Genomic DNA, 24,288 nt, shown 5'->3' with positions numbered 1-24,288 from the left:
GGTTCATTTTGGCAGGTTTTATCTGGTCAAATGCAAAAAAGGGCCCGGCTCCGTCTAATGACGCGGAGCCGGGCCTTAGCCGCTAGAACGGCGGAACCAACTACTCTACCGTGACGCTCTTGGCCAGGTTACGAGGCTGGTCGACGTCGCAGCCGCGCAGGATGGCGACCTCGCGGGCGAGCAGCTGCAGCGGAACGCTCGCCGTGATGGGGCTGAACACGTCGCGGACTGCCGGCACGCGGATGATGCAGTCGGCAATCTTGTTGATCTCCTCGTCGCCCTCGGCGGCAACGACGATGACCTTGGCGCCGCGCGCCTTGCACTCCATAAGGTTCGACACGGTCTTGTCGTAGGTGGCACTCTTGGTGGCCACAGCGATGACAGGGAAGCCCGGGTCGATCAGGGCAATGGGGCCATGCTTCATCTCACCGGCGGCATATGCCTCGGCGTGCAGGTAGCTGACTTCCTTGAGCTTGAGCGCACCCTCGTAGGAAATAGCGGCACCCATGCCGCGGCCCACGAACAACGCCGACTGCGCATCCTTGCACAGCAGGGCGGCCTCATGCACGGCCTCGGTTTGGGTATCCAAAATCCACTGGATCTGCTCGGCCGTATCGGAAAGCTCGCGGAACAGCATGCGCGCTTGCTTGGTGGTCAGGCGGTACTTGACCTGCGCCAGCAGCAGAGCCAGCAGCGTCAGGCTCACGACCTGGCCGATGAAGCTCTTGGTCGAGGCGACCGCGATCTCCTTGTTGGCCTTGGTGTAGATGACGCCGTCGCTCTCACGTGCCACGGGGCTGCCCACCACGTTGGTGATGCCGAAGACCTTGGCACCCTTGATGCGCGCGTCGCGAATGGCGGCAAGGGTATCGGCCGTCTCGCCCGACTGGGACACGGCAACGACAAGTGTTGTCGGCGTGATGATGGGGTTGCGATAACGGAACTCGCTGGCCGCCTCCACCTCGGTGGGGATGCGAGCCCAGCCCTCAATGAGATTCTTGGCAATGAGGCCAGCGTGATAGCTGGTGCCGCAAGCGATCACGTAGACGCGGTCGATGTCGTTGAGTTCCTCGAGCGAAAGGCCCAGCTCGTCGATGTCGAGCTCGCCGGCCGGTGTCATACGACCAACCAGCGTGTCGCGCACGACGCGCGGCTGCTCGTGAATCTCCTTGAGCATAAAGTCGGGATAACCGCCCTTTTCTGCCATATCCAGGTCCCAGTCGATGTGGGTGACCTTGGGCTCGATAACGTTGCCGGCCTCGTCGGTGTACTCGACGCCTGCGGGCGCGAGCTTGGCAAACTGACCGTCCTCGAGCACCACGACATCGCGGGTGGCGTCGATGAGCGCGATGACATCGGAGGCGACATAGGCGCCGGTCTCGCCCACGCCGACCACGATCGGGGAATCCTTGCGGGCCACGGCGATCACGCCGGGCTCGTCAGCGCACACGGCGGCCAGGCCATAGGCACCGACCACGTGGGTGCAAGCCTCGCGCACGGAGGCCATCAGGTCGTGCGTCTCGGCATAAGCCTCTTCGATCAGATGCGCGAAGACCTCGGTATCGGTCTCGCTCTTAAAGTGGTGGCCGCGGCCCTCCAGCTCTTCGCGCAGCTCGGCGAAGTTCTCGATGATGCCGTTGTGGACGATGGCGATACGACCGTCACAGCTGGTGTGGGGGTGAGCGTTAACGACGGAGGGCTTGCCGTGGGTGGCCCAACGGGTGTGGCCGATACCGCAGGTAGCGTCGCTGTCAATGTTGGAAAGCTCGCTCTCCAAGCCCGCGACCTTGCCCACGCGGCGGATGACATCGAGGTGCGCCGCGGCGCCCTCGCCCACCTCGAGCGCGACGCCCGAGGAGTCATAGCCGCGATACTCCATACGCTTGAGGCCCGTGACCAGGATGTTCTTTGCAATATCAGAGCCGGTGTAGCCGACAATTCCGCACATAGGATAAATCCCTTCGTCCGCTTGACTGCAAAACGTCCACGCACAGGGGGCGCTGAGACGCATAACGTTCGAGTATTGTACTCACGCAAACGCAAGCTGATATACCAGAAGTGGTATCTCAACTTAGATACCACTCGATGCACACACGTCCAGCCGGTTCAAACCACCACAAAGGTACCTGCCCCCTTCGTGGTGGTCGCGCCGGCAACGGCGTTTCCCCAGATAAACCTGCCACAATAAACCTGTCCCTTTTTGGTAGGTTTGGGATGCTACAATCTGGCTTGTACTTGAAACGCATCAAAGGGGCCGCTATGGCAAAGGTAAAAATCAGCGACGTCGCGCGCGAGGCCGGGGTTTCGTTGGGCACGGTCTCCAACGCGCTCAACCACCCCGAAAAGCTACGCCCCGAGACCCTCAAGCTCATCAACGAGACCATCAATCGCCTTGGCTACCTGCCCAACCAAAGCGCCCGTCAGCTCGCGGGCGGCGCCACCAAGTCCTTTGGCCTGGTGCTCCCCCGTCTCGACCACGGCTTTTCGCTCCAAATCGCCAGCGGCGCCCACAACGAGGCCCGCAAGCACGGCTACGACCTGCTCATCGCCAACGCCGATAATGACGATATTCTCGAGAACCATTACCTGCGCTACTTTATGGGCACCCAGATGTCCGGCGTCATGGTTCAGCCCATGGCGTCCCCCGACTGGCATCCGGCCATGACTAAAATGCCCGTGCCGATCGTCCATCTGGACATCCACTGTTCCGAGCCCGGCTACTACGTAGCGGCCGACAACGAGGCCCAAGGTCGCATCATTGCCGAGCTCGCCATCGCCCGCGGCGCACACCATATTGTCGTCGTCGGCCGAGCAGCATTTATGCAGCTCACCCTACGCGTGCTTGGCATTCACAAGGCCCTCGCCCTGCACCCCGATATCAAGATCGAAGTCATCGACGCCGGCGAATGGAATACCGCTGCCGACGGCTACGGCATCGGTGCCCAAATCGCCGAGCGCCCCGCGAACGAACGCCCCGATTTTGTCGTCGGCCTGACCGACGTGTTGGCCTCGGGCGTTATCTCGGCGCTGGTCGACAAGGGCATCTCTGTCCCCGGGCAAGTACGCGTAGCAGGCTGCGATGGCAACCCGCTCGCTTGGAGTGGATCGGTCCCGCTCACTACGGTAGCGCCCCCGGGCTACGAGATTGGCCGCAAGGGCGTTCAATTGCTCATGGAGCAAATCGAGAACAAGGCCCCGGCAAAGACCAAGCATATCCACGTCAGCTCTGCCGCGCGCACCGTCACCGCGGTCACGGCCATCGAGGACATCAACCGCCAAGAACTCGTGCGGCCGTTCCTGCTGGAACGCGCCAGCACCCAGGCAAGCAGCCAGACCGACGCCACGGCCATCAACCTCGGTGCGTATCTATAGCACGCCCGCGAGTATGCTAAGTCGCCGCTTAAGCAAAAGGGGCCCGACCATTGCCGGGCCCCTTTTGCTTAAGCGTAAACGTGAGCAATCGCTCGTTTTAACGCCGCAATTTTCTAGCGCACAGCCTTGATTGCCGCCGCCAGGTCGAACGACGTATCGAGCACGGCCTCGCAGCCATCCACCACGTCCTGCGGCAGCGGCACGATATCGGGGACGGCAAAGACATGGCAGCCGGCCGTAATGCCCGAGACGCAACCGTTGCGCGAATCCTCGACCACGGCACATTCCTCGGGAGCAAAGCCCGCGCGCTCGCAGGCGAGCAGATACATCTCGGGGTCGGGCTTGCCGTGCACGACGTCCTCGCCACACGTTACCGTTTCAAACTTGTCAAAAAGACCGACCATCTTAAGGTTGCGCTCGGCCGTAACGAGGCGCGACGACGTCGCTAGACCCACGTGATAGCCCGCAGCCAGCAGCTCGTCTAGGCACTCGGCGGCACCGGCCTTAAGTTCCAGTTCGGTCTTGACCATCTCGTCGCGAATCTCCTTGTGGCGACGATAGATCGCCTCGGTGGTTTCATGGCTGCCGTAATGCTCATCAAGGATGTCCATAACATCGGGCAGCGTGCGGCCGATAAACTGATGGATCAGCGCTTCATCAATCGCGAGCCCCAGCTCAGCGGCGCCTGCCTTCCAGGCCTTAATCCCCAAACGCTCGGTATCGACCAGCGTTCCATCCATGTCAAAAATAACAGCCTTGATCATATCGGTCCCCCATCGACTCTCGCTGTCGCATTGCCGCAACTCTACCGCATTTGGCAACTTGTATATAACGTATATACCATATTGCACTTTCGTTACACAGATAGAAGTCTTATGGCAAGTAACGCATTAGGATTATAGTTTTCGATCGAGTACTCAACGATAAGGAACGTTTCATGATTTTAGACACCACGGCACCCGCAGAGGAGCTTCAAGACAAGCTATCGGCGCTCGAACAGCTGCTTTTGGCATACGGGCGCGTGGCCATCGGGTTTTCCGGCGGCGTTGACAGCAGCTTTTTGGCCGCCGTGTGCGCCCGCATCATGCCTACCAATACCCTCCTCATCCATCTCACCACGCCGCTCATCGGCACGCCCGAACAGACTTCGTTTGAGCAGTCCGTTGATGGACAGGCCAATGAGGGGCCGCATTTTAAGCTCCCCGTGCTCAATCTTTCGGTGGATCAGCTGCAGCTCCCCCAAGTAGCCTGCAACGATGCTAATCGCTGCTACCACTGCAAGCACGCCGGCTTTACCGCCATCGTCAACCACGCCAAGTCGCTCGGCTTTCCCACCGTCATCGATGGCAGCAATGCAAGCGATCGCGGTGACTACCGCCCCGGCATGCGTGCGGCAGAAGAGCTCGGCGTACGCTCCCCTCTCATGGAGGTCGGCTTTACCAAGGACGAAGAGCGCGAGCTGCTGCGCGCATGGGGCTATCCCGTTTGGAACCTGCCGGCGGGAGCATGTCTTGCCACCCGCGTCCCCACGGGCGAGGAGCTTACGCGCGAGAAGGTCGATTTGATCCGCACCTGCGAGGACTACCTGCACGATCTTGACCTGGCACAGGTACGCGCGCGCTTGGTCGGCGGCTGCATGCATATCGAGGCCGCACCCGCAGATGTCGCCAAGATTGCCGCGCTCGGCGGCACCGCCGTCGATGCCGAGGGCAAGACCCCGCTGCCCGCCGCCATCGAGTCCGCGCTGCGCGGGCTGGGCTGCGACCATATCTCCCCCGAGGTCACCCCCTACATTCACGGCAACATGAACCTTTAGGTTACGCCGTTTTACAAACGGCGTAACTTCTCGGCGCTGCGCGGGCTCCGGACACGGCAATCTGACGTTCAACTTCACGGGCGCGACCAAAAGGTCAGCGCCCGCTTGTTTCACGTCACCTTACCGCACCCGGAGACCGCTCGCTCGCATATGCTCAACCTGCACTGCGTTAACTGACCCGCCAATAAGGGACAGGTTTATTTTGGCAGGTTTTATCTGGGGAAATATCGCGAGGCAGTCGCCCCCCTAGCACCCATCTCACTTCGAGAGACACAAGAGGGGCGACTCGGCTGCATCTACTTCTTCCGATAGCGGCGGTTGCGGCTCGTCGATGAACCCATTACTTCGATGAGTCCTTTATCCGCCATTTTTGGCAGATGGTAGCGGACGGACGAAATTTTGACCCCCGATGCAACCGCTATTTCTCGCGCCGTCATATCCACTTCGGCTCTGAGAGCCTCCAGGATCCTATCCGCTGTCGAAGCTGACGATTCTCTGCTCATATCGATAATCTCAAACGTGTCTTTGCCACATTTTGACAGGACATGTTTATCCACAAGGTCCCCGCAGATCAGGCGAATGTCATCCGAATCCCACTTCAGGGCCTCTCGTATTTTTTGAACATCGCATACGCACCTATGCTCCCGCATAAACATGAGCAGTGTTTCCTCGCGATCCGTCAGCTCGGTGCCCACATGACTCTGAATCCACGTACGGTTTTCAGCAAGCTCCGCCCCGTGCCGGGAAAGCAGCACCGTAAACGAATCGGCCTTAACGATAAATTTCGGCCTGCCAAGCGAACGAGACTCCATCTCGCGAATCATAGCCGGGATACCAGATCCCTGGCTTTCCGCAACGGCCCCCTCGGCATGCTCTAACGGCGTCGCCCCCATTAGGCTCATGAGCTTTGGGTTTCGGCAGCGCGATTCCCCGTCTGCAAGATTGTCCACCGTCTTTCCGCCCCAAAGCCCGCCAGGGTTTTTGATCTCTATTCTGTCTGGATAGATATCGACACTCACGGCCTGCCCCACAAACATGGGCGAATATTCTCGATGGATGCAGGCGTTTGCCAAGGCCTCGCGCAAAACCTCCTGGGGAACTTCCCAATCCTCCCTTCTGCCAGCGCCTTGCACTATCGCCGCTTTGCGCAAGTTCCGTCCAATCGCGACAAGGGCATCTTCGATGCAAGCCGGAATCGGGCCATCGCACAACTGGCGGTCAATAAACCGGGGTTGCCCGGGTGCAGATTTTTCCACATCGGAATGAACGGCGACATCAATCATGAGTTTGGGATAGAACTGCTGGGGGTAAATTCCCGCCGACAGAAGCCCTGCGAGCTTCACCGCACCATCCTTTGTAGTGATATTGAGTCTGACCAGCTGCTTTTCCAGCGTATCGGCCCCGCGCAAAACGCGGGGGGTCTGCAGCCGGCGATTTGCGATAATAGACCGCACGACATCTGGATCCAAATCCTCGACTGTTGCCTCCGAAACCACCGTGCCGTCTGCATCGCTCGGAAGCAACGCACTCTGCAGCTCATATAGCTCAGCGGGTGACATCTTGATATCTTTATCATCCACGCGCTTGTAGCTACCGTTCTGCACGCCGCGCGCGCCGATATAGCAAGGCTTCGCTTTAAGCTCAAGTTCAAAGATGCGCACCAGAAGCACCTGGAGCCCGTCGACCTCGCCTCGATCAAGCTCGTACCGTGGCGCATGGGTCACCACTGCCGCTGAGCCTCCGTCTCCGATACCCGAAACAAACTGATCGCGCACCCTATCGATAGCAAAGTTAGCCGAAGGAACAAATCCTTCGGCTTCGTTTAGGCCCAAAATAATGAGCCCACCCGCAGTGTTCGCAAAAGCGCTCACTGTCTCCCATACGTCTGCGCTCAATTTATTCGTGCAGGCTTTAACTTCTACCGATGCGTCATCAGTCCCCCGCCTGCGAAGGCGCTCAACGATAAGGCCAAGAGGTTCATCCAGCAGCATTGGCATTCCGTCTCTCTAAAACGATAGATTTATCTCTCTAAAGTATAGTATATCTCTCTAACTTTAGAGAGATAAGCACCTTATTTTAGAGAGACATTTAGAGAGATGTATCGAATTCACTGTTAGATAGCCCAATGTTATCTCTTTAGCTGGCTTTCTCTTTAGAGAGACAATTAGAGAGACGAGCGCGACCTCTCTAATCAAGGGCACCACTCTTTAAGGTGCATACTCCCTAACCGTGCCCTAAGTTGCGGTGAAATAGTCCCCCGATTAACCTGCCAAAAAGGGACAGGTTTATTTTGGCGGGTTTTATCTGGGGAAACGCAAAATAGCCCCACATACACAACCACCGCAGCTCCATATGAGGCAAATGAATCAGTAGCGTCTATCCCAAATCTTGAGTATTTGTTCGACAGAACGGCCCCTGCCGGCTCCTGCTAGACTGGTAGATTCCCAACCGTCCATCCAGGAGCCGCAATGTCGCGCAAGTCCGCCTACAAGCAAGTACTTTCCATCGGCGCCGCCGTGGTGCTGGGGTTTGCGCTGTTCACAGGGTCGCTCGACGGAGCGCCCAAGTTGTTGTCGCCGCAAAGTGATGAACAGGCGGCAGCTCTGGCCGAAAAACAAAACGAAAGTCCCAGCCGCACCGACGACGAGGCGGACCTGGTCGATCGGCTCGAATCAGGAACGGCGAGCTCCCCGGACCCTCAAAACAGCCAGGACTCTGGCGATGGCTCCGATTCCGCCACAACCGACACCGGCGACGGCGCTTCCGCGGACAGCGCCGCCACCCCCATCGACGAGGTCGAAAACCCCGACCTCAACCGCGCCCGCGGTGTTTATCTCAGCAGCATTCCCGACTACGCCGGCAACCCCTACGTTGCCCTGCGCGCCGACAGCACGCACCCGCTCGGCACACCATCATTCACGCTCGATGAATACGAGCGCGCTACAGAAGAGGGTTGCTTTAAGAAGTTCTCCAAGCTTGACAGCCTGGGCCGCACCCGCAAAGCGCTCGCCTGCGTGGGCCCCGAATCACTCGGTCAAGGCGAGCGCGGCGATATCTCGCGTATCCATCCCGCTGGATGGCGCCAGCAGCGCTACGACTTTATTCCGGGCCAGAGCCTCTACAACCGCTGCCATCTCATCGCCTGGTCGCTCTGCGGCGAAAACGCCAACCGCAAGAATCTCCTCACCGGCACGCGTTATCTCAACGAGACAGGCATGCTGCCGTTTGAGGAGCAGATTCTCGGCTACATCCGCGAGACGGGCAACCACGTGCTCTATCGCGTCACACCCATGTATAACGAAGAGGAACTTGTCTGCCGCGGCGTGCGCCTTGAGGCGCAATCGGTCGAGGACCACGGCAAGACCCTCTGCTTCCACGTGTACTGCTACAACCTGCAGCCGCACGTGCAGATCGACTACGCCACCGGCCGCAACCAGGCATCCGGAGACTAGTGCCGACCGCACCGCCCGTAACCCAAAAATGATTCGTTTTCCTCCGTCCCCATGGGATCAAAAAAGGCCGCCCTGGATTACCCAGGGCGGCCTTTTCGTCAGCGTCCACATTGCAGGCAAAACCACACGCTACTTGGCGCGGCCCTCCTCATAGCGCTCGACCAGCTTGGCCTGAACATCGTAGGGAACCTGCTCGTAGCCAGCGGGCTTCATGGTAAAGTCACCCGTGCCGCGCGTGATAGAGCGCAGGCGCGTCGAATAATCCGTCAGCTCTGCCAGCGGCGCCTGGGCAATGACCACGGTGTCGCCGCGCTCATCGGTCTCCATACCCGTCACGCGACCGCGCGATGCCGAGATGTCGCCCATCACAGCGCCGGCGTAGCTTTCGGGAATAGTCACCGTGATTTCCTCGATGGGCTCCAGCACCACCGGGTCGGCATCGGCGCACGCCTTGCGCAGGCCGATGCGAGCCGCCGCGCGGAACGCCATCTCGTTGGAGTCGACGCTGTGATACGAGCCGTCGTACACAGCCACGCGAATGCCCGTGAGCGGGTAGCCGGCAATGATGCCGTCCTTCATGGTCTCCTGGACACCCTTGTCCACGGCGGGGATGAGCGAGCGCGGGATGCGGCCACCCGCGACCTCGTCTACAAACTCATAGCCATCGCTCGTGCCGTCGGGCCCAATGAGCGGCTCAACGCGCAGCCAGCAGTCGCCATACTGACCGGCACCGCCAGTCTGTTTCTTGTGGCGGCCCTGCGCGCTTGCCGTACGGCGAATGGTCTCGCGATACGGAATGCGGATCGGCACGCTCTTGGCCACGACCTTGGTGCGATCCTCCAAACGGTTGAGCAGCACCGAAACCTGCGCCTCACCAACGGCGGAGATAATGGTCTGGCCCGTCTCCTCGTCACGATCGATGCTCATGGTCGGATCGGCCTTGCAGGCCTTCTCGATAAACGTGTAGAGCTTCTCTTCGTCGCCGCGATTCTCGGCCTCGATGGCGATGCGGTACTGCGAGTTGGGGAACTTAAACGCCGCAGCCTCGACCTTGCCGGTAATCGAGAGCGTATCGCCCGTCTCGGCCGCCAGCTTGGGTGCCACGATAATGTCGCCGGCATAGGCGTGACCGACCTCGGTCATGTCGCGGCCGCACATCACATACAGGTGAGCCAGACGGTCGCCCTTGCGCGTGCGCGCGTTGACCAGCTCAAGGCCCGGCTCAAGCGTACCCGTCAGCACCTTAATAAAGCTGATGCGACCCTGCTGCGGATCGGCCAGGGTCTTAAACACAAACGCCACCGGACGATCATCGTCGCTTGAAATCTTGAGCGAATCGCCGTCGATAAGCGGCATCTCGCCGTAGTCGGTCGGCGCCGGGAAGTATGTGGCGATGTCGTCCATCAGCGAGTTGACGCCCTGCTCCTTAATGCAATCGCCCGCAAAGACCGGCACAAAGATGCGCTCGGCGATCGCCTTCGACAGCAGGCCTTCAAGCTCCTCCTGCGTCAGCGTCTCCTCGCCTTCCAAGTACTTCATCATCAGTTCGTCGTCAGCCTCGGCCACCAGCTCGCACAGATGGTCATGGGCTTCCTCGGCCTGGGCACGATACTCCTCGGGAATCTCCGACTCAACGGCTTCGGTGCCGTTGCAATGGCGCGCCTTCATGCGCACCAGGTCGATGATGCCGTCAAAGTCCTCGCCCTCGCCCCAGGGAAGGGTCACGGCGCCCAGGCGCGTGCCAAAGCGCTCTTGCAGCAGGTCCATCGTGGTCGCAAAGCTGGCCTCGGAGCGCGACAGGCGGTTTACGAACACCGCACGCGCCAGTCGCAGGTCCTCGGCGGCATACCAGAGCTTAACCGTCGTAGGCTGCGGGCCGGCCTCGGCGTCGACCACAAACAGAGCCGTCTCGCAGACGCTCATCGCGGCAAAGGCGTCGCCGATAAAATCGGGGTAGCACGGGGCATCGAGCACATTGATGCGCGCGCCCTTCCAGTCGATCGGCGCGATGGTCGTCGAGATGGAAAATGCACGCTTGACCTCTTCGGGGTCATAGTCGAGCGTGGGCTTGGTGCCGTCGTGGCCGCCCAGGCGGGCGGTCTTGCCGGAAAGGTGGAGCATGGCCTCGGCGAGTGAAGTCTTGCCCACCCCGCCTTGGCCTACGAGCACCACGTTCCTTACGTTACCGGTCTTGGGAGCACCCATGATGACCTCCTTGCAGGGCCGCGCGCAATGCGCGACGCCAACGGGGAGAGTTCGCGGTCGGTGCCATCCCGGGAGCAGCATGGTCGGCAGCCGAGCCGACTCACCCTCCAAATGTCCTATGCCACCACCCTACCCTCACGGGCGGCTGTCCATGCATACCTTTCGGCGCACGTATGAATACAGGCGGCGAGAGGACGGAGCAAGTATGCCAGGCGATTATTAAACCCCATCGATACAAATAAAAGCCGCCGCAGTCCATAAGACCCGCGGCGGCTTCTTCTCAATACATAGCTGAGCTTAGCCCTCGATACGACTCAAGAACTCACGGGTACGTTGCTCACGCGGATGATCGATAACCTGCTCGGCCGGGCCCTCCTCGACAATGCGGCCTCCGTCCATAAAGACCACGCGATCGGCAACATCGCGCGCAAACTGCATCGCATGGGTCACGATCACCATCGTCATATTCTGCGCCGCCAGGTCTTTAATGACACGCAGCACCTCGGCCGTTAGCTCGGGATCGAGCGCCGAGGTCGGCTCGTCAAAGAATAAGATTTCCGGATCGAGCGCCAGGGCGCGGGCGATACTCACACGCTGTTGCTGACCGCCCGAAAGCTCACACGGCACCTTGTTCTCGTTGCCCGTCAGCCCCATTTGTGCAATCAGCTCGTGAGCGCGGGCTTCCGCCTGCTCGCGCGGACGCTTAAGCACGCGAATCGGCGCATCGGTGATGTTTTTCATCACCGTATAGTGCGGGAACAGGTTGTAATTTTGGAACACCAGGCCGAATCGCGAGCGCGCCTGCTTGGGCACATCGCCCTTCGCATAGACCGCGCCCGAACCCGCATCCGTCGCAACGGCAAGGTCGCCAAACGAGAGCGAGCCTCCGTCGAGTGTCTCGAGCAGCGTGGCACACCGCAGCAGCGTGGACTTGCCGCCACCCGAAGGCCCGATAATCGCCACGACCTCGCCACGCTTCACCTCAAGCGAGATATCCTTGAGCACCTCATTGCCGCCAAACGCCTTACGCGCGTTCGATATATTCATTACCGAATTAATCATGGTAGTAATCCAATTTTTTCTCGGCGGCGCCCAGCAGCATCTCGACGACGAAATTAAAGACCCAGTAAATCAGCGCCGCGATCGCAAACGGCACCATGCTCACCTGCGAGGCGACCAGCGCCTTGGCCGTCGAGAACATCTCACCCACGCCAATGGCAAACGCCAGCGACGTGTCCTTGACCAGCGTGATGATCTCGTTGCCCATCGCCGGCAGAATACGCTTGGCGACCTGCGGCATCACGATATACAGAAACGTCTGCACGCGCGAATAGCCCAGCACCTCGGCAGCCTCGTATTGACCGCGCGGAATGGACTGCAAGCCCGAGCGATAGATCTCGGCAAAGTAACCGGCGTAGTTGATGATGAACGCCACGACGCACGCCGTCCACTTGGAATCGGGCGTGAGCGAAATGCCAAACACGTAGTACGGGGCAAAGTAGATGGCAAACATCTGCAGCATGAGCGGCGTACCGCGCATGACCGAAATGTAGATGCGCGCAATCCAGCGAAGCGGCGCGATTTTGCTCATGCGCATAAACGCCACGGGGATTCCCAGCGGAATCGACCCCAGCAGTGTCAGCACAAACAACTGCAAACTGACCAAGAATCCCTGGCCAAGCATCTGCATCATGACCTGAATAGACATTACTTGAGCACCCAATTATCGAAAGACAAACCATAGCTTGAATATTTATCGCAGAGGTCCTTGACCGTGCCGTCCTCGTAGAGCGCCTTGAGCGACTCGGCTACAGCATCGGCCGACTTGGTGTCGCCCTTCTTAAAGCCAACGGCGTAGTGCTCGCTGGACAGCGGCTCATCAAGCTGCGTATAGGCATCGGGCTTGGCGGCAAGCTGATACTGGGCAATCGAAAGATCGCACGCCACGGCATCGACCGCGCCGCTCTCGAGCTGCATAAAGGCCGTGTTGTACTCGCCGATCGTGTCGAGCGTGGCAAACGTCGCCGCCAGATCCTTCTGGTCACCCTCGAGCACATCCTGCGCAGCGGAATCGGTCTGGGTAATCACGGTCTTGCCGGCAAGATCGTCCCAGCTCTTGACGCCTGCATCCTTCTTTACCACCAGCACCTGCTCGTTGAGCATGTACGGCTCGGAGAACGTGTAGTCGTCCTCACGGCCCTCCATGGTAAAGCCGTTCCAGATGCAGTTGATGGCGCCCGAGTTAAGCAGCGTATCCTTGGCGTCCCAGTCGATGGCCTCGTATTTGACCTCCCAGCCCTGCTTATCGGCAACAGCCTTGGCCAGATCGAGATCAAAGCCGGTGTACTCGCCATCGTCGCCCACAAAGCCGTACGGAGGATAGGACTTATCAAAGCCCACCACGAGCTTCTTGGACTCCGCAGCGCCCTTCACATCCTTGGCTGCGGCAGAACCGGCAGCAGAGCCCTTGCCGGCACCACCGCCGCAACCGACAAGACCAAGGCCCAGCACCGTGGCGAGCGAGCCGGCTAGACCAACAAACTGACGACGAGACATATCGGTGTTCATGGTATTCCCCCTTGATGGCACTTTAGTTAAGTAAAGTGAGTCGTGTAACGTCCAGAATCATACACTCTACCTTGATAAAGTACAAGGGAGAGGTTGCCCGGCGTGGGCGGGGAGCGGCGCGTAATTAAGTTTCCTGCTCTACAGTCCTGCGCAAGACGGAAAGCACATTAAGTGCTTTCCTTTGCGTGCGGAACTCGCGATAAACTTAATTACGCGCCGCTCCCCGCCCACGCCGGGCAAACATCGTTGGACTTATCGCTGACATGAAATGGGCGCTTGCATATCGTCTGCTAACTTGGCACGGTACAATGCTTTCAGATTTCAATTTGTAAATTAGTGGGGTTAATTCATGGCAGAATCTCGTGCGGAGCGTAAGGCTCGTCGTGCTTTGATCGAGGCGGCTGAGGGGTCAGAGGAGAAAAAATCTTCTAAGAAATCCAAGTCGTCTCAGGACGCGAAGGGTAAGTCGGCCAAGGGCAAGGCTAAGGCCAAGCGTTCTGACTCTCGTCGAGGCGGGGATAAAGCGCCTCAGACTCGTTCCAAGCGCTCGCATAAAGATCGGGTTTCGTCTGCGCGTAAGGCCGTGGACCCCAAGTCTCCCTGTTCGATCATGAAATCTTGCGGTGGGTGCACGGCGCTCAATCGTCCTTATAAAAAGCAGTTGGCAGCTAAGCAGGCTGCTATGGAGGAGCTTTTTGCTTCGCTTTGTGAGCGTGAGGGCATTGCTGTAGATCCTATTCGTGGCATGGGTGTCACCCTGGGCGACCCGGGCAAATATCCTGCGCCGCGCGGTTTTCGCCATAAGGCCGCCACTCCCTTTGCTCCCGGTAAGGAGGGCGCTGTCCGTTGCGGTTTCTTTGAGCGCGGCACGCACAAGATCGTTGCCGTACCCGAATGCCCCGTCGAGGCACCGGGCGCCCGTCAGATTCTCAACGGCATCGCACGCGAAGCTGAGCGGCTGCATATTCCCGCCTTTAATGAGGACAAGCATCTTGGTTTGCTTCGCTATGCCGTCGTCCGCTGCGGTTGGCGTACCGACCAGGTCATGGTCACGCTCGTGACCGCTCAGCGCGACTTGCCGCATGCGCAGGAGTTCTTTGAGGCTGTCGCCGCACTCGATCCGCGCATCGTCACCGTCGCCCAAAACATCAACGGACGCCCCGGCAACGCCATCCTCGGCGAGGAAACCCGCATCGTGTATGGCGCCGAATGCATGCGCGACCAGCTGCTCGGCTGCGAATTCGACATCTCCCCCACCGCGTTTTATCAGACCAACCCGCAACAGACCGAGCTGCTCTATCAGCTCGCTATCGACGGCATGGATTTGCACCAGGGCGATGTGCTCATGGATGCCTACTGCGGCAGCGGTACCATCGGTCTTTGCGCAGCTAAAGATGCCCAGAACAAGGGTATCGGCATTATGCTGCTCGGCGTTGAGCGCAACCCGGCGGGCATTGCCGACGCACGTCGCAATGCCGAGCTCAACGGCCTCACCCGCAGCGCTTGGTTTATGGCCGACGACGCCACCGACTACATCCTGGATGCCGCCGACAACAACGAACGCGTCGACGTTCTTTCCATCGACCCGCCGCGCGCCGGCTCCACGCCCGAGTTCCTCGAAGCTGCCTGCGCACTTAAGCCGCGCCGCATCACCTATATCAGCTGCAACCCCGTGACCCAAGAGCGCGACCTGCACCAGCTCCTCGACGGAGGCTATCGCCTGCTCAAGATCACGCCAGTCGACATGTTCCCTCACACCGACCACACCGAAACCGTAGCGGTCCTCGAACGCTGCTAACCAACCTCAGTAGATTTTTGGGACAAGAAAGGGGGCGACCCGCCTGGGCCGCCCCCTTCGCTTGGTTTATAAACTCCGCTACATCCCATTGCGCAGATCGCACACGCCGGCTGCCGCCATCTCGCACAGCAGCGTCTCGCGGTCGCGCGTCACGATCAAATCCAGTGGGAAGTGAATCTCGTCGAGCATCTTGCGCGCGTGATCGAGCTTGCCAATGGCCATGCCAATGTGGGCATCGGTCGACACGCCAATGCCCACGCCCAGCTCGGCGCAGCGCTCGGCAATCTTGCGGCATACGGCCCAATGCTCAGTGTCGACACCGTGTTCAAGACTATGGTTGTTGATCTCGATAATCTTGTGCTTGGCCTTAGCTGCCAACAGCACCTCGTCGATATCGAACGGCACGCCCGAACGCCCCGTGTGACCCAGCATGAACACCTTGGGGTGCTCCAGGGCATTGATATACATCTCGGTCGTCTGGGCCAGCGTCGCGCCCTCAGCAATCTGCGGATTATGCACGCTCGCAACCAAATAATCCAAATTACGCGTAACCAAATCGAACAGCGAATGCTGACGGCTGTACGAATCGCCGGCAATATCGAGCGTGACAGGAGTGTCCTCGCCAAACAGGCTTCCGTCCAGCGAAACGATATCGGCCTCGGCACCACGCAGCACCAGCACGCCGCTCCAAATGCGCGGCCAGATATCCTGGTTGATAAAGAACTGGTAACTGCGCAGGTCATTGGGGCAAGCCGTAACCATAGAGCTCAAATGGTCGGCAGATCCGAGCACCTGCAGACCACGCTCTGCCGCCCAGTACACATTCTCCTCAATGGTCGAATATGCATGCGCAGAGAACATCGTATGGGTATGAATGTCACAAGAAAGCAGGTAGGGCATCAGGTCTCCTTATCTGGCACGGCCGTCGCTTATATTCATTGTACACATAGCCTTCGATAGTCGTAAAACCACTCCATCCCAAAGACACAACGTCCATGACAACGGGGTCCGGCTTAACACCAAACCCCGTTTCACGTAAAACATTGTAGGCAGAGCGCTTTACTTTTAACGATACTCGTCCGCCAACTGTTTCCAAGCGGGTAGCGAATTGACAATCGTTTCGTAGCTCACGCAATAGCCCAGGCGGAACCAACCCGGCATACCAAAGCTGTCCGAGGGAACCGCAAGCAACTCATACTTCTTTGCGCGCTCGCAAAACGCATTCGCATCGGGCTCCAATGCTTTCACCCATAGGTAGAACGCGCCATCCGGCTCAACATAGGTGTAGCCATACTCCGCTAGTGCGTCGGTAAGCGCGGTGCGGTTGCGTGCATAGGCCTCAACGTCACTCGGCTCATCGATGCAGTCGATAATTACGCGCTGAAAGAGCGCCGGCGCGCACACGAAGCCCAGCGTACGGGCGGCACCGGCAACGGCCGGCATCAGACGGGCAGCCTGCGGATTGGTGTTGGGAACCAAGATCCACCCCACGCGCTCACCCGGCAGCGACAGCGACTTGGAATACGAGTAGCACACGATGGTGTGCTCGTAGATCGAGGGCACCCAAGGCACCTCGGCACCGTACACGATCTCGCGGTACGGCTCATCCGAGATGAGCATAATCGGATTCTCGGGATCGCGCTGAGCGTTGGCCTCGCGCAGAACATTGGCCAGTCGCGTCAGCGTGTCGCGCGTATATACGGCACCGGTCGGGTTGTTGGGCGAGTCGATAATGACGGCCGCCGTCTTGTCGGTGATCGCCTTGAATACGTTATCCTCGCTCAGCTGGAATGTGTCCTCGTTGGCAAGCGCCTCGACACACGTGCAGCCGGCCTTCTCAATCCAAACGCGATACTCCGGAAAGTACGGGGCGATAACAATAACCTCGTCGCCCGGATTCGTAACGGCGTTGAGCGCGCAGGTGAGCGAAGCCGCGGCACCCACCGTCATAAAGACGTCTTTGCCCTCATAGCTCGTGCCAAAGCGGCGGTTGAGCGATTCGGCCACAGCGGCACGACATTGCGGCAGGCCCGGTGCGGGCGTGTAGCCGTGCAGCTGGTCGCTCGGCAGCTCCAGGGCCTTCTTAATGGACTCCGCCACAGCAGCGGGTGCCGGAACGCTCGGATTGCCCAGCGAAAAATCGAATACGTTTTCCGCACCGATCTGCGCCTTGCGCTCAAGGCCATAGCTAAAAATCTCACGGATGATGGAGCTTTCCGCACCGCGAGCATACATAGTTTCGTTGATCATCTGTTCCCCTTTCGCATAGGCGCTATTGTACGCTTTAGCCGAGCAAAGTGCCGCAGCAATGTTGATTGGGGACAGACTTAAATGCGTGAAAACGCTCATTTAAGTCTGTCCCCAATCAACAGACGGCCCCATATCGCTCAAAAGAAAAAGCCTCCGCAGGTTTCCCCGCGGAGGCTTTCGCCACAAAGACTATTTGTCGGCGTCGGTGTCGGCATCGACGACGGCATGGTCATCGTCAGCATCATCGGATGCGGCTTCGGCATCCTCCTGCATGGCCGCCTGCGCAAAGGCCGCGGCATCAGCCGCCAGCTCCTCCTCGCTCATTCGAGGCACGCGCTTCTTGGTCGGCATGCCGGCCGCCTTGGCATTGCGCTCCTCCTTGGCCGCCAGGATATCGCCCTCGCGCTCAAGGTAGGCATTCCACTCGTTGTCGAGCAGGGCGTTCACGGCGTCGCCCTCGACGGTCTCGCGCTCAAGCAGCACCTTCGCCATCAGATCGAGCTGATCGCGACGGGCGTCCAGAATCTCGACCGCACGACGATGGGCCTCACGCATAATGCGCTGGACCTCGATATCGATGCGGCGCGCCGTCTCCTCGGAGTAATCCTGGTGATCGGCGTAATCGCGACCAAGGAACACCTGATGTTGCGCCTCGCCAAACACTTGCGTGCCCAGCTCCTCGCTCATGCCCAGGCGCGTGACCATCTCGCGCGCCATCTTGGTTGCGCGCTCCAGATCGTTGCTCGCGCCCGACGTGATGTCATCGCACATGAGCTCCTCGGCAACGCGACCGCCCAAGAACACGGCGAGCTCGTCGAGCATCTCGTTCTTGGTCTTGAGGAAGTGGTCCTCCTGCGGAAGCTGCAGCGTGTAGCCCAGCGCCTGGCCGCGGCTGACGATCGAGATCTTGTGGACCGGATCGGAGTGTTCCAGGATGTGACCCACCAGGGCGTGACCGCTCTCGTGGTAGGCAATCGTGGTGCGCTCGGCCTCGGTCATCACGCGACCCTTGCGCTGCGGTCCGGCAATCACGCGCTCCATCGATTCCTCGACCTCGTCCATCGAGATCACGGAACGATGGCGGCGGGCAGCCAACAGCGCAGACTCGTTGAGCAGATTTGCCAGATCGGCACCAGTGAAGCCAACGGTCATCTGGGCGAGCTTCTCAAACTTAACGTCCTCGTCCATCGGCTTGTTCTCGGCATGCATGCGCAAGATCTGCTCGCGGCCCTTCACATCCGGACGGTCGACCGTAACCTGACGGTCAAAACGACCGGGACGCAGCAGCGCCGGATCCAGAATGTCGGGGCGGTTGGTGGCGGCGATCAGGATGACCGACTCGCTTTCCTCAAAGCCGTCCATCTCGACCAGCAGCTGGTTGAGCGTCTGCTCGCGCTCGTCGTGACCGCCGCCCAAGCCAGCTCCGCGCTGACGTCCCACGGCATCGATCTCATCGATGAAGATGATCGACGGGGCCTGGGACTTGGCCTCCTTAAAGAGGTCACGCACACGGCTGGCGCCGACACCTACGAACATCTCGACAAAGTCGGAACCCGAGATGCTAAAGAACGGCACGCCCGCCTCGCCGGCAACGGCCTTGGCCAGCAGCGTTTTACCGGTGCCCGGAGGGCCAACCAGCAACACGCCACGCGGGATCTTGGCGCCCAGCTTGCGATAGCGATCCGGATCGCTCAAAAAGTCACGGATCTCCTCGAGCTCCTCGACTGCCTCGTCCACTCCGGCAACGTCTTCAAACTTGACCTTGGGGCGTGTGGCCTCGTTGGTCTTGGCGTTGGTCTTGCCAAACTGCATGTTCCTGTTGTTGGCGCCCATCATCTGGCGCATAAAGTAGAACATGATGGCGATAAGGGCGATCGTCGGAAGCACACTCATCGCCAAGTCGCCCCAAAAATCGGGATCGTTGGTGTTGACGATGTACTTGGTATCGGGGTGCTCCGCCATGAGCTCGGCAAGCGAATCGGAGCCGACATAGGTCGAAGAGAAGCTCTTGAGCTCGCTCGTATCGCCCTTGTCCTTTTTTGTCTTCCAGTAATGACCCGTCACGCTTCCGTCTTGAACCGTATAGGTCAGATCTTCGACGCAATCCTGCTTGATGGCGCTGACCATCTCGCTCGTCGCGAGCTTAACGGTATTGCTGGAGCTGGCAAAGCCGGAACCCATATTAAAGAAGGCATAGCCCAGAAGCGCGCAAGCCAAAAGAAAATACAGCCAGCCCGTACGCGTGGGCTTCTTGCCTCCGGGCATCCCCGGGATCTTAGGCTCCCGGGGAGTCTGGGAATTGTTATCGTTATGGTCGTCGGGCATCTTACGAATAAACCTCCGGTTTCAAAATGCCCAGATACGGAAGGTTACGATAGCGCTCGGCATAGTCGAGGCCGTAGCCCACCACAAAGGCATCGGGGCAATGGGTTCCAACATACTTGGGCGTGATGGCCGAGGTGCGGTCCTCAACGTCCTTCCACAGGAAGGCAGCGACCTCCAGCGAAGCGGGCTTGCGGCTCTCGAGGTTCTTCATCAGGTACTTGAGGGTCAGGCCCGAGTCCAGAATGTCCTCGACGATCAGCACGTCGCGACCACGGATGTCGATATCCAGATCCTTAATGATACGCACGATGCCCGAAGACTTCACACCGTCGCCATAGCTCGAAACAGCCATGAAATCGATGTTGGTCGGTAGCTCAATCTTGCGCATCAGGTCGCCCATAAAGACAACGGCACCGCGCAGAACCGCGATCAGCACCAGATCCTTACCCGCGTAGTCGCGAGTGATCTCCTCGCCCAGGCGAGAAACGATGCCGTCGATATCCTCCTGCGTAAACAGAACCTTCTCGATATCCGGATGTTGAGAAGCCATGACAACCCTTTCTTGTGCTTAATCGCCCACACACCGCCGTATGGACGCGAACTACACATTCTAGCAGCGCACGGGGTATATTTTCCAGCCCGCGCACCATCAGCGCGGGAATACCGTCAACGCCGCACAGAATAGCTGGCGTAGGACGCTATTCCGCATCGACCACACGAAGCAGATATGCCACGCGCGTTGCGGCCGTGCACTTAAAACGCTCGTCCGCGCGAACTCCGGCGACCCACACCACGGCACCTCCCGGCGCCGTCCTCACCATGGGCACGCCGGCGCGCTCGGAAACGGGAATGCGAGCCTCGCCTAGCAAGTCGGATACTTTCTTGCTTCGGCCACTCATCCCTAACGGGCACATCACGTCTCCCGGTGCGGGACCGTCCACCCACAGGCGCGCCAATCGCGCCTCGACAGGGATCTTGCCACGCGAGCCCGCCAGGATCCGCTCACTATCGCTGTCGGCAAAACCCAGGGCAGCCGCGTCTACCAAAGCTGTCACTTCCCCGGCAGCTGCAAGCTCACGGGCGCGACGCACGATATCGCATCCCGGCTCAACGGCCATCGGTTCTGTGACCAGCATACGTCCCCCGCCCAACGGCAAACGACCGGGTACGGTAACCCAGTCCGCGACCAGGCCCTCGCGAGCCGCCGGCGCCTTAAACGCCAGCATGCCAAACTCAATGCGTGCGTCAATCCCCGCCGGAAGCGCGACCGAGCCGGCGCCCTCGGCAACGCAGGAAAGGACTCGCTCCACATGTCGCATCTCTGGACGAGCGTCCGGATCGATGCGCTTAATCGCCAGTCGCACGATGCGCCGCGCGATTACCACCTCGGCCGCAGCAAGGCGTCTGGCATCGAGCACTAGCGCGCCCGCCGCCTCCTTGCGCAGGCAGCTTCGAAACGCCTGCGCCGACAGCTGGGATAGAAACGCGTCTTCGTCACCCAAGATCTCACAGGCGGCGCCAATCGTCTTGCACACGCTCGCATTACGCTGTGCCACCACTGGCATTACCCGATGGCGCACGTAGTTTCGCAGATACGAGATATCCTCATTGCTCTCGTCTTCACGCCACGGCTGACCATGTACCTGTAGATAGCCCACAAGCTCGCCATGAGTTAGGTCGAGCAAGGGACGCACCACGATATTCCTCCGGCGAGGAATGCTCGATAGACCAGCGGGCCCCGAACCCTTAATCGCGTTCATCAAAAACGTTTCCGCGCGATCCGAAGACGTGTGCGCGGTGCAGATACGAGCCGCCGTTCGCGGCGCCCCCGTCTGGGCGCAGAGTTCGCGAACATACCTCCGCGCCGCGGCATAGCGCACCTCGCGGGCCGCGGCCTCAATATTGCCCGACTCCCCATCAAAATAAGCGTGCTCCACACACAGCGGTAAACCATATTGCGCGCAGAGCTCACGCACAAAGGCCTCGTCGCCATCGGACGCCTTGCCGCGCAGATGATGGTTTACATGCAGCACATGCAGGCGCTCGCGAGCAATGGGGGCAACACCGCGTCCGTCTTGGATATCCAGCTTTGATGTGCACGCCATAAGAAGCAGTGCCGTCGAGTCCGCGCCGCCTGATACCATGAGCACGACAGGAGCTGCCTGCTGCCTCGTCCGGGTCTCATCGACTGCCCCAGGCACGGCATGGTGTCCGTAATGCTGTGATACCGTTGGCATTCGCTTCCTCCTTTATTCGTCCGCACCCATTGTATCCTTTGGAATCTTATGTCTTGCCTGCACCTTCATATCCTCGGCAGTGGCTCTAAAGGCAACTGCGCACTCATCGAGGGCCCGCAGGGGCTCATTATGGTCGATGACGGACTGTCTCCCCGCGAGACATTAAAGCGCATGGCAGAACTGAGGCTCTCGGCAGACAACGTCTCGGCTCTTCTCATTACTCATGAGCATAGCGATCACATCAAGGGCCTCGATGTCTGGTGCAAGCACTGGCACGGCCCCCTCTTTGCCAGCAGGGGCACTCTTTCGAGCAAAGAAAATCTTTCGCATCTGCCTGTCGAGGAATTCGATCCCGGTGACACCCTATCCATTGCCGGCATCCACGTGCAAACCTACTCAACGTCACACGATGTCATCAATCCAGTCGGCTATCGATTCGACACCCTCGATGATTCCATCGGCTTTGCCACCGACACCGGAGAGCTATCGAGCCAAGCCATGAACACCCTCAAAGATTGTCGAGTCCTCGCACTCGAAAGCAACCACGATGTGACCATGCTGCGCGAGGGAGAATATCCCCGCTTTCTTCAGGAGCGCATCCTGTCTGAAAGGGGACACCTCTCCAATGGCCAAGCCGCCGAAGCCGCGCGCGAACTTGTTACCGATCGCACCGAACAGCTCATTGCCATGCATATCAGCCAAGATAACAATCGTCCGAGCCTTACCGTCAAAAGCTATGCCAAAGCTCTGGCCGCAACCCTGGATGACGAGGTCGGCAGCTCCGCAACCCTTCTCCAAGGATCGCGAAAACTCTCGATACGCCCTGCGAGTCAGTATCAACCGGCAACCATTCAATAGACTGTCCTAAACAACAAAAGGGGCCGGGAATCGCTTCCCAGCCCCTTTTGTTGTCTTTTAATAGCGAAGAACACCAACGAAGTTATTCGATGGAGATCTTCGTAACGTTCTTCTTCTCGACGATCTTGGGAACCGTAACGGTCAGGATGCCGTCAGCGTACTTAGCCGAGAGGCCCTCGCTCGAAGCGTCCTTAAGATACACGCCACGCGTCGCGCTGTACGAGCTGAACTCCTTCTGCAGGAAGTTCTTGCCCTCGTTCTCCTCGTCTTCCTCGACATTCACGCTAATGGACAGACGGCCCTCGTTAAGCTCGACATCGATATCGTCCTTGGCGACGCCGGTCAGATAAGCCTTGACCTCATAGCCATCGCCCTTATCCTCAACGTCAACGGGGAACGCCTTAGAGGCAATCGAGCTGTTCGCTAGGTCGCTCATATCATCAAACAGATCGAACAGCGAGCTTGCAGAGGGACGAACGCCAAAAACCGAACGATAAGGAACCATGCTTGCCATGTTTACCACTCCTTTATAGGACTGCCGAGTCATCTTCCAGGTGACTGGGACTTCTTTTGACGCTCTTATATATGCCCACCCAGTGCTCATATATACATCGACTATAAAGTTTTTTGAGTCCAGTACTATAAGCATATCTAAGTGCGTATGACTTAGGTTTTAGGAAGGTTAAGGTTCTTTGAACCAGAGCTTAAATACCGAGTATGTCCCCAGCTACAAATAACAAGGGGCTTACAATGAGCGCGTACACGTTGTTGGTAACGAGCTAAAGGGCATCATGGACGACCAAAACCAGAACAAAATGTTTATGCCGACGCAGGGGGAAGATACTTCCACGCAGCCGCCACGGTTCCATCGTCCCCACATCTCGCAAGAGCCCATTAATGATCCGGAGCCCGAGTATGTGACGAGAAATCGATATCAAACACTCGAGGATGCCCAAACGGGGCGTAAACATATGGGCGTCGCCTCGGGAGACCCTGTATATCTGAAAGACGCACCATTATCTAAAAACAGCGCAGCTAGTGATGAGCCGATGAAAGCATCCGCCACTCATCAACAAAGAGGTCCTCGACCAAAGCAAACCTTGACGCATTCGGCTCGCTATCTCGAAACGCCAAAACAGGGAAAAACAATCTTCGTTTCATCAAGTAAACGACGCAAGCAGCATCGACTGACAATCCTGCTTTTGATCATTGTGGCCATAGCAGTTGCCCTTGTTATTCGATTTATCTTCTTAAAATAAAGGCTCAATACCAAAAACGATAAGATCGTCTGGTGTAATAGAGTCATTTACGCCCCATAAACGCAAAAAAAGGGGGAGGCCGCGAGGCCTCCCCCTTCTCAGTTCAAGCGTACGGCTCGGTGCCGTCCACCGGTCAGCGGCGCCCTGG

General features: G+C 58.9%; 19 protein-coding genes. 6 read left to right on the top strand and 13 right to left on the bottom strand.

Going from position 1 to position 24,288, the window contains the following annotated elements:
- Positions 1-100: 100 nt before the first annotated feature.
- Positions 101-1,948 carry a glutamine--fructose-6-phosphate transaminase (isomerizing) gene (glmS, locus tag I2G40_RS08325; RefSeq protein ID WP_195544780.1) on the bottom strand — a complete coding sequence of 616 codons (1,848 nt, stop codon included), beginning with the start codon at positions 1,946-1,948 and terminating at the stop codon, positions 101-103.
- A gap of 311 nt (positions 1,949-2,259) precedes the next feature.
- Here glmS and I2G40_RS08320 point away from each other — a divergent pair, with 311 nt between their 5' ends.
- Positions 2,260-3,372 carry a LacI family DNA-binding transcriptional regulator gene (locus I2G40_RS08320; protein ID WP_229030441.1) on the top strand — a complete coding sequence of 371 codons (1,113 nt, stop codon included), beginning with the start codon at positions 2,260-2,262 and terminating at the stop codon, positions 3,370-3,372.
- Positions 3,373-3,485: 113 nt separating this feature from the next.
- Here the strand turns inward: I2G40_RS08320 and I2G40_RS08315 are convergent, their stop codons facing one another.
- Positions 3,486-4,136: an HAD family hydrolase gene (locus tag I2G40_RS08315; RefSeq protein ID WP_195544779.1), complete on the bottom strand. Its 651-nt coding sequence runs from the start codon at positions 4,134-4,136 to the stop codon at positions 3,486-3,488.
- Between the two features lie 173 nt (positions 4,137-4,309).
- Between I2G40_RS08315 and larE the strand changes: the two genes are divergently transcribed.
- Entirely contained in the window at positions 4,310-5,188 is an 879-nt protein-coding gene (gene larE, locus I2G40_RS08310) for an ATP-dependent sacrificial sulfur transferase LarE (protein ID WP_195544778.1), read from the top strand.
- A gap of 296 nt (positions 5,189-5,484) precedes the next feature.
- Here the strand turns inward: larE and I2G40_RS08305 are convergent, their stop codons facing one another.
- Positions 5,485-7,185 (bottom strand): ATP-binding protein, encoded by a 1,701-nt coding sequence (locus I2G40_RS08305; RefSeq protein WP_195544777.1) that lies wholly within the window; start codon positions 7,183-7,185, stop codon positions 5,485-5,487.
- Positions 7,186-7,656: 471 nt separating this feature from the next.
- On the opposite strand from I2G40_RS08305, the gene I2G40_RS08300 reads away from it, so the two are divergent.
- Positions 7,657-8,640 (top strand): DNA/RNA non-specific endonuclease, encoded by a 984-nt coding sequence (locus I2G40_RS08300; RefSeq protein WP_022093948.1) that lies wholly within the window; start codon positions 7,657-7,659, stop codon positions 8,638-8,640.
- Between the two features lie 129 nt (positions 8,641-8,769).
- On the opposite strand, the gene I2G40_RS08295 is transcribed toward I2G40_RS08300, so the two are convergent.
- From I2G40_RS08295 to I2G40_RS08280, 4 genes are all read right to left on the bottom strand, one after another.
- Positions 8,770-10,845, bottom strand: a complete 2,076-nt coding sequence (locus I2G40_RS08295; RefSeq protein WP_195544776.1) for an elongation factor G — start codon at positions 10,843-10,845, stop codon at positions 8,770-8,772.
- Between the two features lie 297 nt (positions 10,846-11,142).
- Positions 11,143-11,907, bottom strand: a complete 765-nt coding sequence (locus I2G40_RS08290; protein WP_055310177.1) for an amino acid ABC transporter ATP-binding protein — start codon at positions 11,905-11,907, stop codon at positions 11,143-11,145.
- Positions 11,900-12,553 carry an amino acid ABC transporter permease gene (locus I2G40_RS08285; RefSeq protein WP_006235606.1) on the bottom strand — a complete coding sequence of 218 codons (654 nt, stop codon included), beginning with the start codon at positions 12,551-12,553 and terminating at the stop codon, positions 11,900-11,902. Before I2G40_RS08285 ends, I2G40_RS08290 begins: the two co-directional genes overlap by 8 nt.
- Positions 12,553-13,413: a transporter substrate-binding domain-containing protein gene (locus tag I2G40_RS08280; RefSeq protein WP_195544775.1), complete on the bottom strand. Its 861-nt coding sequence runs from the start codon at positions 13,411-13,413 to the stop codon at positions 12,553-12,555. Before I2G40_RS08280 ends, I2G40_RS08285 begins: the two co-directional genes overlap by 1 nt.
- A 349-nt stretch (positions 13,414-13,762) precedes the next feature.
- On the opposite strand from I2G40_RS08280, the gene rlmD reads away from it, so the two are divergent.
- Entirely contained in the window at positions 13,763-15,211 is a 1,449-nt protein-coding gene (rlmD, locus tag I2G40_RS08275; RefSeq protein WP_195544774.1) for a 23S rRNA (uracil(1939)-C(5))-methyltransferase RlmD, read from the top strand.
- 78 nt (positions 15,212-15,289) lie between these two features.
- On the opposite strand, the gene I2G40_RS08270 is transcribed toward rlmD, so the two are convergent.
- From I2G40_RS08270 to tilS, 5 genes are all read right to left on the bottom strand, one after another.
- Positions 15,290-16,111 carry a phosphatase gene (locus I2G40_RS08270; protein WP_022093941.1) on the bottom strand — a complete coding sequence of 274 codons (822 nt, stop codon included), beginning with the start codon at positions 16,109-16,111 and terminating at the stop codon, positions 15,290-15,292.
- Positions 16,112-16,276: 165 nt separating this feature from the next.
- On the bottom strand, positions 16,277-17,461 hold the full coding sequence (locus tag I2G40_RS08265) for a pyridoxal phosphate-dependent aminotransferase (protein ID WP_195544773.1): 1,185 nt from the start codon (positions 17,459-17,461) through the stop codon (positions 16,277-16,279).
- Positions 17,462-17,650: 189 nt separating this feature from the next.
- On the bottom strand, positions 17,651-19,786 hold the full coding sequence (gene ftsH, locus I2G40_RS08260) for an ATP-dependent zinc metalloprotease FtsH (RefSeq protein WP_195544772.1): 2,136 nt from the start codon (positions 19,784-19,786) through the stop codon (positions 17,651-17,653).
- A gap of 1 nt (position 19,787) precedes the next feature.
- A complete protein-coding gene (gene hpt / locus I2G40_RS08255) occupies positions 19,788-20,336 on the bottom strand; it encodes a hypoxanthine phosphoribosyltransferase (RefSeq protein ID WP_006235600.1) in 549 nt (182 codons plus the stop codon).
- A gap of 148 nt (positions 20,337-20,484) precedes the next feature.
- Entirely contained in the window at positions 20,485-22,023 is a 1,539-nt protein-coding gene (gene tilS, locus I2G40_RS08250; protein WP_195544771.1) for a tRNA lysidine(34) synthetase TilS, read from the bottom strand.
- Positions 22,024-22,071: 48 nt separating this feature from the next.
- On the opposite strand from tilS, the gene I2G40_RS08245 reads away from it, so the two are divergent.
- Complete coding sequence (locus I2G40_RS08245; protein ID WP_195544770.1) at positions 22,072-22,881, top strand: MBL fold metallo-hydrolase; 810 nt, start codon at positions 22,072-22,074, stop codon at positions 22,879-22,881.
- A gap of 82 nt (positions 22,882-22,963) precedes the next feature.
- On the opposite strand, the gene I2G40_RS08240 is transcribed toward I2G40_RS08245, so the two are convergent.
- On the bottom strand, positions 22,964-23,395 hold the full coding sequence (locus I2G40_RS08240) for an Hsp20/alpha crystallin family protein (protein ID WP_055310182.1): 432 nt from the start codon (positions 23,393-23,395) through the stop codon (positions 22,964-22,966).
- A 277-nt stretch (positions 23,396-23,672) separates the two neighbouring features.
- Between I2G40_RS08240 and I2G40_RS08235 the strand changes: the two genes are divergently transcribed.
- The gene (locus I2G40_RS08235) at positions 23,673-24,140 is read left to right on the top strand and encodes a hypothetical protein (RefSeq protein ID WP_195544769.1); all 468 of its coding nucleotides are present in this window, start codon (positions 23,673-23,675) and stop codon (positions 24,138-24,140) included.
- Positions 24,141-24,288 lie beyond the last annotated feature (148 nt).

The sequence above is a fragment of the Collinsella aerofaciens genome, assembly GCF_015558785.1.
In the GTDB taxonomy this organism is placed as follows: domain Bacteria; phylum Actinomycetota; class Coriobacteriia; order Coriobacteriales; family Coriobacteriaceae; genus Collinsella; species Collinsella aerofaciens_P.
This window is presented reverse-complemented; position numbering and strand designations above follow the sequence as displayed.

Coding starts and splice junctions, on each gene's coding strand:
- I2G40_RS08305 (WP_195544777.1), bottom strand. CDS start 7,185: ATGCCAATGCTGCTGGATGAACCTCTTGGCCTTATCGTTGAGCGCCTT.
- ftsH (WP_195544772.1), bottom strand. CDS start 19,786: ATGCCCGACGACCATAACGATAACAATTCCCAGACTCCCCGGGAGCCT.
- rlmD (WP_195544774.1), top strand. CDS start 13,763: ATGGCAGAATCTCGTGCGGAGCGTAAGGCTCGTCGTGCTTTGATCGAG.
- I2G40_RS08295 (WP_195544776.1), bottom strand. CDS start 10,845: ATGGGTGCTCCCAAGACCGGTAACGTAAGGAACGTGGTGCTCGTAGGC.
- I2G40_RS08235 (WP_195544769.1), top strand. CDS start 23,673: ATGGACGACCAAAACCAGAACAAAATGTTTATGCCGACGCAGGGGGAA.
- hpt (WP_006235600.1), bottom strand. CDS start 20,336: ATGGCTTCTCAACATCCGGATATCGAGAAGGTTCTGTTTACGCAGGAG.
- I2G40_RS08315 (WP_195544779.1), bottom strand. CDS start 4,136: ATGATCAAGGCTGTTATTTTTGACATGGATGGAACGCTGGTCGATACC.
- tilS (WP_195544771.1), bottom strand. CDS start 22,023: ATGCCAACGGTATCACAGCATTACGGACACCATGCCGTGCCTGGGGCA.
- I2G40_RS08245 (WP_195544770.1), top strand. CDS start 22,072: ATGTCTTGCCTGCACCTTCATATCCTCGGCAGTGGCTCTAAAGGCAAC.
- I2G40_RS08270 (WP_022093941.1), bottom strand. CDS start 16,111: ATGCCCTACCTGCTTTCTTGTGACATTCATACCCATACGATGTTCTCT.
- glmS (WP_195544780.1), bottom strand. CDS start 1,948: ATGTGCGGAATTGTCGGCTACACCGGCTCTGATATTGCAAAGAACATC.
- I2G40_RS08240 (WP_055310182.1), bottom strand. CDS start 23,395: ATGGCAAGCATGGTTCCTTATCGTTCGGTTTTTGGCGTTCGTCCCTCT.
- larE (WP_195544778.1), top strand. CDS start 4,310: ATGATTTTAGACACCACGGCACCCGCAGAGGAGCTTCAAGACAAGCTA.
- I2G40_RS08280 (WP_195544775.1), bottom strand. CDS start 13,413: ATGAACACCGATATGTCTCGTCGTCAGTTTGTTGGTCTAGCCGGCTCG.
- I2G40_RS08285 (WP_006235606.1), bottom strand. CDS start 12,553: ATGTCTATTCAGGTCATGATGCAGATGCTTGGCCAGGGATTCTTGGTC.
- I2G40_RS08265 (WP_195544773.1), bottom strand. CDS start 17,461: ATGATCAACGAAACTATGTATGCTCGCGGTGCGGAAAGCTCCATCATC.
- I2G40_RS08290 (WP_055310177.1), bottom strand. CDS start 11,907: ATGATTAATTCGGTAATGAATATATCGAACGCGCGTAAGGCGTTTGGC.
- I2G40_RS08300 (WP_022093948.1), top strand. CDS start 7,657: ATGTCGCGCAAGTCCGCCTACAAGCAAGTACTTTCCATCGGCGCCGCC.
- I2G40_RS08320 (WP_229030441.1), top strand. CDS start 2,260: ATGGCAAAGGTAAAAATCAGCGACGTCGCGCGCGAGGCCGGGGTTTCG.